General features: G+C 62.8%; 12 protein-coding genes. 9 read left to right on the forward strand and 3 right to left on the reverse strand.

The genetic code is table 11. The features are described from left to right. The first annotated feature begins 235 nt into the window (after positions 1-235). On the forward strand, positions 236-517 hold the full coding sequence (locus DEI93_RS03330) for a hypothetical protein (protein ID WP_111119855.1): 282 nt from the start codon (positions 236-238) through the stop codon (positions 515-517). A gap of 97 nt (positions 518-614) precedes the next feature. Here the strand turns inward: DEI93_RS03330 and DEI93_RS03335 are convergent, their stop codons facing one another. Next, positions 615-749 carry a hypothetical protein gene (locus DEI93_RS03335; RefSeq protein WP_258372247.1) on the reverse strand — a complete coding sequence of 45 codons (135 nt, stop codon included), beginning with the start codon at positions 747-749 and terminating at the stop codon, positions 615-617. Between the two features lie 455 nt (positions 750-1,204). On the opposite strand from DEI93_RS03335, the gene DEI93_RS03340 reads away from it, so the two are divergent. From DEI93_RS03340 to DEI93_RS03355, 4 genes are all read left to right on the forward strand, one after another. Continuing rightward, positions 1,205-1,705, forward strand: coding sequence for an ImmA/IrrE family metallo-endopeptidase (locus tag DEI93_RS03340; RefSeq protein ID WP_111119878.1), 501 nt, complete (start codon positions 1,205-1,207; stop codon positions 1,703-1,705). 6 nt (positions 1,706-1,711) lie between these two features. After that, positions 1,712-2,698: a hypothetical protein gene (locus DEI93_RS03345; protein ID WP_146244413.1), complete on the forward strand. Its 987-nt coding sequence runs from the start codon at positions 1,712-1,714 to the stop codon at positions 2,696-2,698. Between the two features lie 654 nt (positions 2,699-3,352). After that, the gene (locus tag DEI93_RS03350) at positions 3,353-3,544 is read left to right on the forward strand and encodes a YegP family protein (protein WP_111119853.1); all 192 of its coding nucleotides are present in this window, start codon (positions 3,353-3,355) and stop codon (positions 3,542-3,544) included. 174 nt (positions 3,545-3,718) lie between these two features. Next, positions 3,719-5,161 (forward strand): toll/interleukin-1 receptor domain-containing protein, encoded by a 1,443-nt coding sequence (locus tag DEI93_RS03355; protein WP_258372248.1) that lies wholly within the window; start codon positions 3,719-3,721, stop codon positions 5,159-5,161. Positions 5,162-5,714: 553 nt separating this feature from the next. On the opposite strand, the gene DEI93_RS03360 is transcribed toward DEI93_RS03355, so the two are convergent. Further along, complete coding sequence (locus DEI93_RS03360; RefSeq protein WP_111119851.1) at positions 5,715-7,439, reverse strand: hypothetical protein; 1,725 nt, start codon at positions 7,437-7,439, stop codon at positions 5,715-5,717. A 257-nt stretch (positions 7,440-7,696) separates the two neighbouring features. On the opposite strand from DEI93_RS03360, the gene DEI93_RS03365 reads away from it, so the two are divergent. The 3 genes from DEI93_RS03365 (at position 7,697) to DEI93_RS03375 (ending at position 9,961) form a co-directional block, all read left to right on the forward strand. Beyond that, entirely contained in the window at positions 7,697-8,164 is a 468-nt protein-coding gene (locus tag DEI93_RS03365) for a GIY-YIG nuclease family protein (protein ID WP_146244412.1), read from the forward strand. Positions 8,165-8,194: 30 nt separating this feature from the next. After that, the gene (locus DEI93_RS03370; protein ID WP_111119850.1) at positions 8,195-8,605 is read left to right on the forward strand and encodes a hypothetical protein; all 411 of its coding nucleotides are present in this window, start codon (positions 8,195-8,197) and stop codon (positions 8,603-8,605) included. Between the two features lie 285 nt (positions 8,606-8,890). Continuing rightward, positions 8,891-9,961 carry a beta family protein gene (locus DEI93_RS03375; RefSeq protein ID WP_181436046.1) on the forward strand — a complete coding sequence of 357 codons (1,071 nt, stop codon included), beginning with the start codon at positions 8,891-8,893 and terminating at the stop codon, positions 9,959-9,961. Here the strand turns inward: DEI93_RS03375 and DEI93_RS03380 are convergent. Then, positions 9,930-10,538: a sce7726 family protein gene (locus DEI93_RS03380; protein ID WP_146244410.1), complete on the reverse strand. Its 609-nt coding sequence runs from the start codon at positions 10,536-10,538 to the stop codon at positions 9,930-9,932. The genes DEI93_RS03375 and DEI93_RS03380 overlap by 32 nt on opposite strands. A gap of 637 nt (positions 10,539-11,175) precedes the next feature. Here DEI93_RS03380 and DEI93_RS03385 point away from each other — a divergent pair. Further along, positions 11,176-12,495: an ApeA N-terminal domain 1-containing protein gene (locus tag DEI93_RS03385; RefSeq protein ID WP_111119848.1), complete on the forward strand. Its 1,320-nt coding sequence runs from the start codon at positions 11,176-11,178 to the stop codon at positions 12,493-12,495. The last annotated feature ends 69 nt before the right edge of the window (positions 12,496-12,564 follow it).

The following is a 12,564-nucleotide window of genomic DNA, read 5'->3' on the forward strand; positions in this document are numbered from 1 at the left end:
AGTTGCACACGCCGATTCGATGGTCGGACGGTGGTTCTTGCTAAGCTTCAAACAGCTTGAGCCGGCACGCATGATGCGTCCGGCTCAGAGTGGATGCGCCGACGCCGTGGAAAGTGACCGGCGCGCCCAGTTGTGCTGATATCAAATTGAACATCGTCCATCGCGTGGACGGCTCGGCCATATTCGCACGGGACCGCGTGCGAGAACAAGGCTACCTGGCCATCGATGGAACTTGATGATCATGAACGAAATGCCGCGTGATCCCGAAGCGATCAGCAGCGTGGTCCGAGCGGCGCGCGATGATGTTCTCGCGCGGCTACGGGATGCAACCGAGCAGTATCGCCGATCGGACGACGAGCGGCGGCAGCTCATGGTGACAGCCGCTGACCTGGGGCTCTCGATTCGGCAGATCGCGGCCGTCACCGGGGACGGTCACTCGTCAGTGGCGACATGGATCAAACGCACGCGCACGGGTCGCGGTCCGCGCGTTGAGAACGGCCACCCGGCGGACCTGTGAGATTGAACAGACGACGCGTATGGCCGCTGATCCCTGACGTCGTCATGGGTCCGAGGCCTGAACACTAGCGCAATCGTAGAAGGACGCCCGTCGGTCTTCATGCGCTTCCGTTCTGCCCGAGACGGCAGATCGGGCTCGCCAGCGGTAGGCCGATGCTGTTGAGGTCGATGGATGCGGTCGACGCAATAATGACGAGCACGCTGGTGACGAGGCTGATCAGCGCTGCGATCAAGGGTCATCCCGGCGGCGGCGTCGGGGAGCGAGCCCAACGTGACGATCAGGACGACGAGGGCCGCGACAAGGACGATGGCGCTACCGCTTCCGGTGGCATACCCGACATCAGGCAGGACCGGTGCAGTTGCGCCGACTCGCAGCCCAGCTGGGTGCGAAGCGACCAGGAGCCGCTCCATTGAACGCTTCGCTGCCGGAGTTAACGCGCCACAAGAGGCGGTGACCGGCAGCTTGATCGTATGACCGCTGGGTGCGTTCAGTCGTGCTGAACGTGGGGCGCTGCACGGATCTGGGGCCGCTCGACGCTGCCGATCGCAGTCAGGCGCAGCGCAAGGTCGTGGACCCAAGTGATCTGGGTGGGAGCTTAACTAGCGACTTCGCGCCGAGCCGTGTGCCCCAGGACCAATTGTCGTCCTCAACCGATGGACTAGGGTCCCGAGAAGGAGCCTCACCGTGATGACTCTCACCCCTTCGCCGCTGTCGAACGCGGCGATCGCCGAGTACGCCGAGCGAGTCGCTGAGGCGCACGGCGAGTACGTGTCGGGTAACCGTGTGGATCTGGACCGGCTCGTAGGACGGCTCGGCGGTCGGATTCAAACCTCGCTGGACATCCTCGGACACGAAGCTCTGACGGTCCACGACCGCGGCAACTTCACCGTGCATCTACCGCCGCTGACTTCCGACCGGCGTGACCGGTTCACGATCGCGCACGAACTCGGGCACTACTTCTTGCACTACTTGCACCCAGGCGTGACTGGACCGAAAGGGTTCGCACGCGGCAGCCGCAGTCGAGCAGAGACGCAGGCAAATATCTTTGCTTCCTCACTGCTGATGCCGCATCAGCAATTCCGAGAGGCCGTGGAACGGTACGGGCAAGACTGGTGGCGGGTTGGAGAAGAGTTCGGCGTTTCTCCGAGCGCCGCATCAGTTCGTGCACAAGTTCTCGGGCTTAGTTGATCGGGCGTGAGTGAAGCAGGTAAATCCAAGTTGTTCGTGTCCTGCGACTTGGTAGGATCGACACAATTCAAGCAATCGCGCCCAGGCTGGCAGAAGGTCTTTCTGTCGTTCTACAGAGAGTTCCCACAGTTTGTTGCGCGCGCCAATCTCGCTGCGCATGGCGACGAGGAGGGTGAACCGCTAGCGTTCCATCTATGGAAAGCTGTCGGAGACGAGTTGATCTTCGAGGTTCACGTCCGTGCAGAGAAGGATATCGGTGCCGCCATCCGCGTGTGGCTGCACGCCATGCGCGCATACGAGCAGGAATCGCTCGCAGAGTTTGGTCTAGCGCTCAAGGGTGGGGCGTTTGTCGCAACCTTCCCCGGTCCGGACAGTGAATCAACCATTCCTCGAGATCCGAGCTATGAAGATTCGGACGACCCGGTGGTTGTGCTTAATGAGGACGCCCTGCGTGGTCGACGTGCGCACACCAAATATTTGTACGATTATTTCGGGCCCAGTATCGACACCGGGTTCCGCGTCTTTGGTCTATCGTCCCGGCGGTACTTCACCCTGAGCGTCGAAGCCGGCTGGGCGCTTGCAAGCGCCGCCTACGCAGCGACAGGCGATAAATCAGATACAGACACTCATCACGTCAGCGACGTTGTTCTGCATGGTACCCACACGCTGAAGGGAGTCTGGGCTGGCCGCGAATATCCAGTGTTCGCTATCGACCGTGACCACGGCGACGCGGTCAACGTCGCATTGGCTCAGCTTCGCGCAGAGGAAATGACGGCACACAAAGTTATCGAAGTCTGCCACGCCTGTCACGCAGACCCGGGCTGGCCTTCGAAACTGTACTTACCAGCGTCAGCAAACAAAGCCTTCTGGCACGAGCCCGACGACGCAATCAAACCGCTCCTCGAGACAGAGACGCCACGAGACGTCAGTGATCGCGCTGACAGCGACGGCTCTCAAGGTCAAGGGCTGGACGAGTCGGCACCGCTCAGCTAGCGGCTGGGACGTCGACTGACAAGTTACCAGCCCATAATCGTCCTCTGCCTGCAGGACCGGATGTCGCCCTTGGGGGCGCGTATCTGGAGGGTACTCAGTCGTCGTGCTCATGGCTCGTCGACGCCGTGGTGACCTTTTCACCATGGATCATCGAGAGGGCGATTCATGTCGCTCCGGCTGCGTTACTGCCTGTTGGACTAGGTTCGCGACCGATGTCCGCGCTGGACAAGCTTGTATCTGCTCTGAGCAGATCGGTGAGGATGGTGATCGGGATGGTCGCCTTCACGGCATCCTTCGTTGCCTCGTACGGAACGGAACGATGCGCTGGGCTCGACAATGGCGGTCCGACTCTGCAACCGTGATCGCGCTCGTCGTTTCCGCTACCGGTTCGGCGCTAGGTGAAGCCGATCTACTGCCCGCTCCGTGGAGTTCGCGTCGCGCGTGGAGGGTCCCACTCGCATGGTTCGTGGCAGCGATCCTGGTTGAAGTCGCCGTCTGATACGTCGGCTGGTCAGTGCAGGTAGCGGCACGATCCTCGAAAAAAGCATCCTCGTTCCGTACGCCGTCGTGAATGCCAGACCATAGCGGTCACCCGCTCTGATGTCGTAGCCTCAGGTCAACTCAACCATCATCGGAGATGGGACGGGCACGAGAATGGCACAGCGAATCCTGATCGAGCGTAGTGACGGCAAGTGGGGCTGGCAGCTCAAAGCGAACAACGGACAGATCGTCGCCACCGACGGCTCGCAGGGGTACGAGAACGAGTCGGATGCTCGGGAGATGGCCGATCGGGTTATCGGCGGTGAGTTCGCAGGGGCCGAGAAACGCATACGTCGACAGCCGTAGATGCACACCTGAACTGACTGAGACGAGTCGGCAAGGCATCGAGCTTCGACCACGGGCGGGTAAGCACCCATCCAACGCGAGGTTACCTGCGAGTGGTGCCTGCACCCGCTCCGTCCGACCCGTTAGCCTGCAACGGTGACTGCCAACGGTGCGAAACACGCGTTCATCTCCTACGTGAAAGAAGATACGGCGGCTGTTGACAGCCTCTGTCGCATCCTTGATCGCGCAGGGATCCCATATTGGCGAGACCGGAAGGACTTGGCGCCCGGAGACGCGTGGCGGGCGAAGATCAGATCTGCGATTCGTGATGGCTCGCTTGCGTTCTTGGCGTGTTTCTCTGACCAGTCTCGTGCTCGGGGGAAGTCATACATGAACGAGGAGCTGACGATCGCGGTGGACGAGTTCCGTCAGCGGCCGCCGGGTGCTACTTGGCTGATCCCTGTCCGCTTCGACGACGGTGAGGTGCCTGACTGGGATCTCGGGGCGGGGCGGTCGCTGACAGACCTGAACTACTCGGACCTCTTCGGGGAGCGGTACGCCGAAGAAGTAGCTGGCCTGATCGCGAGCGTGGCATCGGTAATCGGTGCGAACTCCGAGGTCCCGGACCAGGCCGCGGAGGTGGTCGCTGGGGCGCAGCCGGATGACCGTGCGGAACTGATGCGTCGGCACACGAAACGGATGCTTCCAAATCCCGAGCAACGCATCGCCTTGGATGATCTTGTCCGGCAGGAGACCCGCCGAGTAGTCGATGCGCTGACCGGTCCGGCGTTCCCTACCTCTCCAGAGGGTGTGCCACGGTCGGAGATGCTGCCCTTCGCTGTCCGGCGCGCGATCGACATGGCCAAGCTGGTAGAGCCGCTGTGCTGGTCGATGCAGGTGGCGGCGCGGTGGGCTGACCCTTCGACCATCGAGTTATGGGCTGGCGTGCTGAAGTCGGTGGCGACTGCTGGACTGAAGATTCAATCCGGATACACACTGCTCGCCGCCCTGCGGTCATTGCCAGCCTTGTGCTTGCTCACTACCGGCGCGGTCGCAGCGCATGCGTCCGGGCGGTGGGACAACCTGCACGCGCTGACATCGGTGATGATCCCCGACGCCGGCCGCGGCAGCGAGCCGGTACTGAATCTTGTCACTCCGTGGCACGCATTTGACTCCAACGAGACACTGCCAAACGTCCTGGCACGGTCGGAACGCGATGGATCGGACGCTCCTGCGCAGTTTGAGTCCCTCGAGGCAGGAAGGATGCCGAAGCTGCTGACGCCGATCAGCGAGTGGATGCTGAATTGGATGCGGCCCTGCTTCGATGAACAGTTTGCGTCCCATGACGAATACGAGGGTGCGTTCGCGGCGGCTGAGACCTTCCTCGGCGTCATGTCGGAAGACGCGGCGTCCCGAGGCGCGGTCCGGTTCGGATCAGCTTGGTACGGGCGTGACACCTGGCGCGACCGCCACCGAGAAGGCAACGTCGTCGACGATCTGATCGCGGAGGCGGAGGCAGCGAAGGAAGCCTGGCCGCCACTTGTCGGTGGACTGTTCGGCAGAGACGAGAAGCGAGCCCTCTCAGCACTTCGGTCCTACCGAGCGAACTTCGCGGAGGTGGCACGTAAGCGCTGGTGACCTGTCCGCGTGCGCTGGGCGTGCGAATCGCGTTCCGGACGTCCCGTCAGGGGCGGCAGATCTTCGCTCTTGAAACGCCTAAGCGACCAGTGTCCCAACGGCGTCGGTTGCCTAACGCCAAGCCGCCGTCCAAGCCGCCTGAGATGGAACGTCAGTCAGGACGCAGGGGACCCGTTCGCCGCGCACCTCTCTTGCTGCCGATGGTCGTCCAAAGTCTCCGCAATCAGTTCCGGTACGGCAGACAGTGCAGTGCCCAGCAGGATCCGACCTGCGAGGAGTCGAAGGGGCTGGATCGCGCAAAAGCGGCTCGTGCGCGGCCTTCCCCTCGGTGGTCGCGGCACGAGCCGTGCTTCTCGTTGCCACGTTGGGATTGATGCGCTTCGCTGGTCCCTGTATGAGGTACCGGGATGGGTTTCCCGACATCGTTCAGCGCGCGTGCCCGACGCAACTGGAGATTGCATCTTCGAACGGATACGCCGCAAACCTGGTACGCGCTGCTCACGGCCTAGATCCAAGAGGATGCGACGGACGGACTGACGCGCATCTCCTCCACCTAGTCGACCTCGTTACGCTCATCATCGACGGTGAGCTTTCCCTCATAGATGTACCCGCTGAGATTGATCGGAACGACTTTCCCCTTCAGTATTTGCACTTCGACCTCGATGAGGCTGTGATTTCCCGGATCAAGCAACACCGCGTCGTCCATCAACGAGGTTGCAAGCTCGCGCTCGCCACTATTGATGTGCCGGGCGGCCAGGAGGACGCGGAAAGCAGCGTCGATGCGTCGCGGGAGTTCAAGAGACACGCGAGCCCGTCGCAGATCAATGTCCCGTGCATCCAGAACGGCGACAAGCTCCTCGGTCGTCCACGGGGGCTGCTTGCCCAATAGGACGCCAAGCGTAAGGGCCGGTACTGAAGGCCTGTTTAGGTCCGTTTCGAACTTGTCGATCAGTCCGGCTGAGCCCGGCCGGTGAAGCGCGGGCCCGGTCAGGCGATGCCACAGCACGTACGTTGCGATGAACGGCACACGCTGCTCGGCTTTCGCGAGCTGGGGGAGCAGCTCCTCGATCCGCTCCAGTGGCGCGGACATGTCAGTGACCTTCCCGTCGCCGCTCAGGGCGGCGACAAACATCTGGACGGTGTGCCCGAACAGGAACGGCCCGTCAGCCGCGCCGAACGACCCGTACCCGTGCAACCACAGTTCCGGCGACATCTTCACTTGCATGATGCCCGGAAGGTCTCCCTGCCAATCGTGATCGATATCCACGCCTGTCGGGGCACGGTCAACGAACGCGCGGATCACGTGACGGCTGAGCCGGTTCAGCCCCTCCAGCGTGAGCACCCATCGATCCTTCATGATGGTCGTGTCCGCAGCGCCCGACATGTTCCACAGCTCCGGCGCGAGATCACGAATCTCGTGCAGTGACACCGACCGTGTCTGGTACGCGAAGTCGAGTGCTCGCGGAAGATCAACGGCCCGGATCGGGTTGTCCGCCTCCGAAGCCTCAGCGCGGTAGTACGACGACGTCACATGCCCAAGAACGAACGCCTGGAACTTGCGACGCAACGACAGCTGGTCGATCTGTAAGACGGCAGCCCGTACTCGCTCGACGCGGTCCTCAGGCAGACCTGCAACGGCCGCATCCACTGCTTCCCGCTTCCGCTTGTCGTACGATTCCCATTCCGGAACAGGCACCTCAGTACCCGACGACAACGATTCCAACGCCGCCACGAACAGGCTGTACGACAACGTCGCGTCGCTCTCGGCAAGCACCGCCGCGTCGACCACGCGTCGAATAGCGCGCATCGCTCGCACAAATGGACCACGACGAAGTGCGACCAGCTGGCCAACGAACGCCGCCACGTCCGCAGCGCAGTCGTCCGACAACGCACGCTCGGCTTCGAACGTTCTCCGGAGCCGCGGCCCTCGACGTCTGGACGTGCTCTCACGTGACCGGGTGAGGCGTTCTCCTAGGACCACACTGTCCAGCACGACAGCATCCGTCGTGAAGGCAACTACATCAGCGATGTCCGACAACAGTGCTACACCGTCCGTCGCCACATGGAACGACTCCGAACCATCCGCGCTCTGCTTCGGCAAACGATCGACCGCAGAGATCTCGACAGCACGTTCCAACGCCGAAAATTCCAACCGCCCAACCGGCAGGTCAACTGCCCCGCCGTCCGTCAGAACCAGGTTGGTGAAGAAGCGTTGACGCTGTTCGGTTTCCCACACCTCCGCATCCTCGAAGAACTTCCCAGACGAGATCTGAAGCATCAACCCTCCGCCGAACGCTATCAACTCGTGGCCATGCTCGCGCCAACCACGTCAAGCATCGCACCCGCACCCGCGGCCGCCGAGAACGCACGAACCGGACTGGGGTGCTCCGCCAGTATGAGCGCGAGCCTACTGCGCTCCGCATCGATCTTGAGACTGGGGGAGAGCACCGTAGAGACTTCGCTTGGCGACTCAATCCTGTTGTCCAGCTAACCAATTTGGGCTTGGAGCCGATAAGGCGCGATTGGGGGAGATGTATGACGACAACACGCGCGATCTCGGTGATGACGCTCGCCGACGTCCTTCGGCACAGTGATCTTCGATTCGCCCATGCCGACACGGACCCGCTCCCTGCGTCTCCCGGTGTCTACTGCCATGTGGACCCTTTGGACGGTGCAGTCCTCTATATAGGCTCCGCCGCAGGCAATCACGGTCTGCGACGCCGACTCGGCAGCGAGCTGAACTGGATCGCTGCCACCGCCGGTGATGATGGCCACCTATCCCGCCGCACCAATCGTGCAGCTGTGATAGCCGGCCTGGTCGAGCACCGGACGCAAGCGCATTACGCGATCACCGCGACGGGGGCCGACGCGCGCGCCTGGGAGCGTCGTCTCGTGCACCTGAGCGTGTTGCTGACCGGCGCGCCGCCGCTGCTTCGGGGTTGGGACGTTCGTGGCGCTTCCGCGGAGGCCTTCCATTGGGTTCGAGCGCGTCTACAGCCCTGATCACCCGTCCACCTATGCAGAAAGTTCTCAATGCCCACCTTCAAGTATGTCACCCCGAACGACGCCTATTCGCTCACCCACCTGATCATCGCCAAACCGACCAATGCGTCGCTCGTTCAATACGATGCACTCCAACCCGCCGAGCAGCGTCTCGTTCGCGCTGAACTCACTGCACGCGCGGAGGACCGCCAGCAGGGTCGAGTGCTGACCGTCCTGGTTGCGGCAGCCACGCTGGTCATCGGATTCCTTGGGCTAATCTTCAACGTCGCGTTCTCCGCTCATGGAGCAGCGCTGTCCTGGGAAGGGCCGGCTCGGATCATTGGCCTCTTGGTCCTGGTTCTGCTCGCCAGCTACGTGGGCATCTGGATCCGAATCGAGTACCTCGACTCGCGCGCCCTCCGCGCCCGCGCCATGCTCGAAGCACTTCGCCCTGCAGAGTGATCCGTGATCACATAGTTGGTCGACGGACCTGTAGTGCTGCCGAGCACGCGAGCACGCGAGCACGGTGTACGCGGGCACGGAGATGTTGGGGACGGGAGCGGTTGCCCCTATGACAGCGGTGATGCGTGTGTGCCTCTGAGTGGCCGACTCACACGGGGCGGCGGTTCAAGCGCGACATGCCTATTTGACTGCGCGCTGATGGAGCGATCTGCCCGCGGACCCCTACAGTAGGGTTTATTGACGATGCGTCAACAACGATGGCGTGTCCCTCTCGATCGGATTGACATGGCGCGCACCTACCGCCCGTTCCTCGCCGCGAAAGCAGGCGAGACCGCTGCGTTGTCGAGCGTCTCGACGTGGTCACACTTCGAGCCGGTTCTTCGCATTCCGCCGCAGGACAAGGACTGGGTCGCTGGAGGCTACAAGAAGACGCTCGACGGCCACTTGGATGCCGTCATCGAGCGGATCACCAACGCGGTAGGGGCACATAGCGTGTACATCGACACGGAGGCGCTCGGCACGGAAGGCCCGACCCACGGTGTGCATCCGCTGGCATGGGTGCTGACCGAGTGCGCGCGCCTTGGTGCGGACGTTCGGCCTGTGCTCCGGGCTACGTCATCGTCCGCCGCGCTTGCGGCTGCTCGCGCTCATCACGCCGCGGCGGGCACCGGCGTCGGAGTCTACGTCGGCATTGACGACTGGGAGACTGGATCCAGCGCGGCTGGCCGCGGGTTGATTTCCTCCGTCGGCCTCGCCGACGCGGTGATCGACCTCTTCGTGGATGCGGGTCCCGCGCCGTCGACAGCGTCAGCGGTGGATCTCGACGCCGAAGTCGACGCGCTGACCGCCGGACACTCCTTCCGGTCGGTTACCGTCGGGGCGGCTGGGTTCGTGGATGCCCGTTCTGTGCCGAAGGGCCAGACGTTGCACCCGCGCCTCGACCTAACGACGTGGCTGTCGACCTACGGCTTGCGTGCCGGTCTCAGCAAGTCGGTGGTGGACTTTTTCGATTACGGCATTGAAAACCCATGGTATTTCGGCGGAGAGGTTAACCCGGCGTTCTTGTCGTTCAGCGCGTTCTTCCGATACACGGCAGGGCGGCAGTGGGTTCTCGCGAAGGGCGACCTCTACAAGGGCAGTGGCGGCTCTGGCCGCGGCGGTGAGGCGATGGTTGATGTGCTCACCGATTTGACGAAGCATCCGCTCTACAAAGATATGCTCGCTACTGACGCGGATGCCTGGATCGATCAAGTCGTCGCGAGGACGACCGGTCCCGGCAATCCGCAAGGTTGGCGGAGGTGGGGCACGCTCCGCCACATCGCTATCACTGAGCGGCAGGTCTCCAGTCTGGCCTGAGCTGCAGACGCGATCTAACAGCGTCGCGGAGGGCGTTCGTAGAAACCTGCTCCACAAGCGCCCTCCGAAGCTGGGTCCCGTTTTTTGAACGCATGCCCCGATCTGATCCGAGTGACGCGAGCACCTCTAGCGCTTCATCTCGCCAGAGCAGGCTGGTCAGGTACCACGGGTCGAGGGTCCTGTTCCGGCGTGCTTGTGAGCGTCGGACCAGCCGCATCCCGCTGCGTATGGTGCACGCCTCCGTCACTCCCCACCAGTCGGGAATGATCCGGCGCGCACCGTCGAGGTGGCGGGTGTCGACAACGAGCGTGACGTAGTCAAAGACGCGTGAGAAGACCTCGACCTGCGATGGCAGACGGCGAAGCGAGTCGCGTTCGCTTTTGATTTCGAATCCATGTAGATGGTCGCCGATTAGAGCGACGTCGACTCGGGCCTCGCCAGCGATACCCATCTCCTCGACGATGTACTGCTGCCGCCGACCGCGCGCGAGCTGCGACAACAACGCAGCACGCAGGTCTGCATCGGTCGATCCAGGCGACTGGTCGGAGGTTGCCATCGAGGTCGCGAGGGTGGTCATGCGGGCTCGATCACGTTCACGAGTGTGGGTCCTTTGAGGCGTCGGGGCAGCGTGCCGCCAACTCTAGTTCCGAGTGTCTGGCTGTGCGGCACGTCCACGCGATCGGTCGCTGACTTCTGAACAACATCCCGTCGAGCACCGCCCAGCTGCGAACCAGGGCAGGGGAGGAGTCACCGCTCTCCCGCTCATCGGGCCGTTGTGCACCTTTGCCCGGACTTCGCGGCAGAGTTTCGGCGGCGCCTCTGCAACGCCGTTTGAGAGCGTCCGATGTCATTACGCACGAAGATCGGGTCGAGGCCAACGGGCAGAGACATACGACCCCGGAGGGATCGCGAGAGAGATGCAACTGTCGGAGAGGTCCCTCCGATCAAACAGCAAGCTCCGTGAGTTGTGACAGGACGCTGACGAGGGGGTGTCGGGATGGGCGGTCGAGTAGCGACTGAGGTCATCCAACCAAGTAGTTCGGTTTGAGCCTGTAGCGCTTGGACGGTAGCTCGATCCGTCTTCGCGCATCCGCGGGTCAGAGCTGACAGCGCACAGTCCCCCTTGAGATGTCGTCCACCGTGGGCCGCCAGGTCGGACAGCAAGGGCGCACCGACAGAGGATGGTGTGGCACCCCACAACACGGAGAGAACAAATGGCAAACACCCTCGACGTCGGCGATCGCAGATTCGGGCAACTCCTCGGCCTTGGAGCCGACGGGCGCCCCATCGAGGTCCTCCTGGAACGAACTGACACGGGCATCAGCCTGACTGTCACGTGGGCGTCATCGGAGGACGCCGCATTCGCGTCCTGGTTTGTCACCGAAAGCGCAGTCTCGTCCACCGAGGGCGGCGCGCGGCCGTCGCCACCTCGTCGTCTCCGGTTCCACGACACGAAAGGCTTCGTCACCTTGCTCGGCTGCTACAGCGGCGGGTACACGATCCGGCACGGTGGCCTGGCATCGGGAACCATCCGCGCCAGCTTCGCAGTACTCGACGCACCGAGAGACACCGATTTTGACCACATTGGCGGTGCTCGCTCGTCGGTGAGCCACTTGCAAGGATGGCTGGGGGTGAAAGCGTGGCAGGCGCACGAGAAGGGCGAAGGCGGGCGCACCACCGAGTTGGCGTTCGAGGCGACGCTGCCAGAGGCCATTGACCTCGGCATGTGGGGTGGCACTCGCACACAGTTGAAGACCAGTGCCATCCAACGGAATCTCGACGATGGTGTCGTCCAACTCGAGAGCCAGACTTCCGTCGAGACCACACGCTCGTACGCGACCAGCTGGGACCGTCACCTCCGACCGTCACGCGCGCTACACGACCTCCTCGTGATCAGCGGATGGAACCGAGAGCACGTCAGTATGATCTCGGTCCACCATCCCAGCGACACACACCCAACAGCCTCCGGACAGGAACTACCCTGGTGGCGCCCGGTGGTCTCCGCCGATGTTTCGGTGGGCGATCGCCCCCGTACTCGTAACCATCTGATCACCTGGGCGGACCTGGGCGTCGACGGTATCCGACGATGGTTCTGCCTGCGAGAGCGGTACATGCGGGTGATCGACCCGGTCGTCACCAGCATCTCGCTGCGCAACGCGACTCCAACGACAATCCTGGCGCAAACGGGTCCAGCCCTCGAAGCGCTCGGCTACTATCTGCTGCTTCGAGACGGTCTCGCAAGGTCACGAGCAAACAAGATGAGTCTCGGCGCTCGCCTGGAACGGATCTTCGCTGACGTGAACCAGGTCATGCCGTTTGACGAGACCGAGTGGATTGATCGCTTTACTTCCGCGTACAACGGCATCAAGCACGCAAATCGTCAGCTCCCGGACGATTTGGATGTCGTCAACGCGCAACGAGAAGGCATCCTCGTGGTGCGAGCTTGGTGCGCACTCGAGTTGGGGGCGGACGCCGCGAGTCTGCGACAGCGGGTGCTCGAGGATCCGCAGGCGGTGCCATTCATCCGCCGGTAGTGCCCACGCAGGACCGTTGTGGGGACGCGCTGGTCTGGGCCGCCGATGTCCAGAGCCACGGTTCAACCC

Origin of the sequence: Curtobacterium sp. MCBD17_035, from assembly GCF_003234815.2 — a bacterium.
Lineage (GTDB): Bacteria > Actinomycetota > Actinomycetes > Actinomycetales > Microbacteriaceae > Curtobacterium.

Bases quoted from the DNA above. Each gene is read 5' to 3' on its own strand.
- DEI93_RS03365 (WP_146244412.1), top strand. From the start codon at position 7,697: ATGACGACAACACGCGCGATCTCGGTGATGACGCTCGCCGACGTCCTT.
- DEI93_RS03380 (WP_146244410.1), bottom strand. From the start codon at position 10,538: ATGACCACCCTCGCGACCTCGATGGCAACCTCCGACCAGTCGCCTGGA.
- DEI93_RS03330 (WP_111119855.1), top strand. From the start codon at position 236: ATGATCATGAACGAAATGCCGCGTGATCCCGAAGCGATCAGCAGCGTG.
- DEI93_RS03385 (WP_111119848.1), top strand. From the start codon at position 11,176: ATGGCAAACACCCTCGACGTCGGCGATCGCAGATTCGGGCAACTCCTC.
- DEI93_RS03360 (WP_111119851.1), bottom strand. From the start codon at position 7,439: ATGCTTCAGATCTCGTCTGGGAAGTTCTTCGAGGATGCGGAGGTGTGG.
- DEI93_RS03340 (WP_111119878.1), top strand. From the start codon at position 1,205: ATGACTCTCACCCCTTCGCCGCTGTCGAACGCGGCGATCGCCGAGTAC.
- DEI93_RS03350 (WP_111119853.1), top strand. From the start codon at position 3,353: ATGGCACAGCGAATCCTGATCGAGCGTAGTGACGGCAAGTGGGGCTGG.
- DEI93_RS03370 (WP_111119850.1), top strand. From the start codon at position 8,195: ATGCCCACCTTCAAGTATGTCACCCCGAACGACGCCTATTCGCTCACC.
- DEI93_RS03375 (WP_181436046.1), top strand. From the start codon at position 8,891: ATGGCGCGCACCTACCGCCCGTTCCTCGCCGCGAAAGCAGGCGAGACC.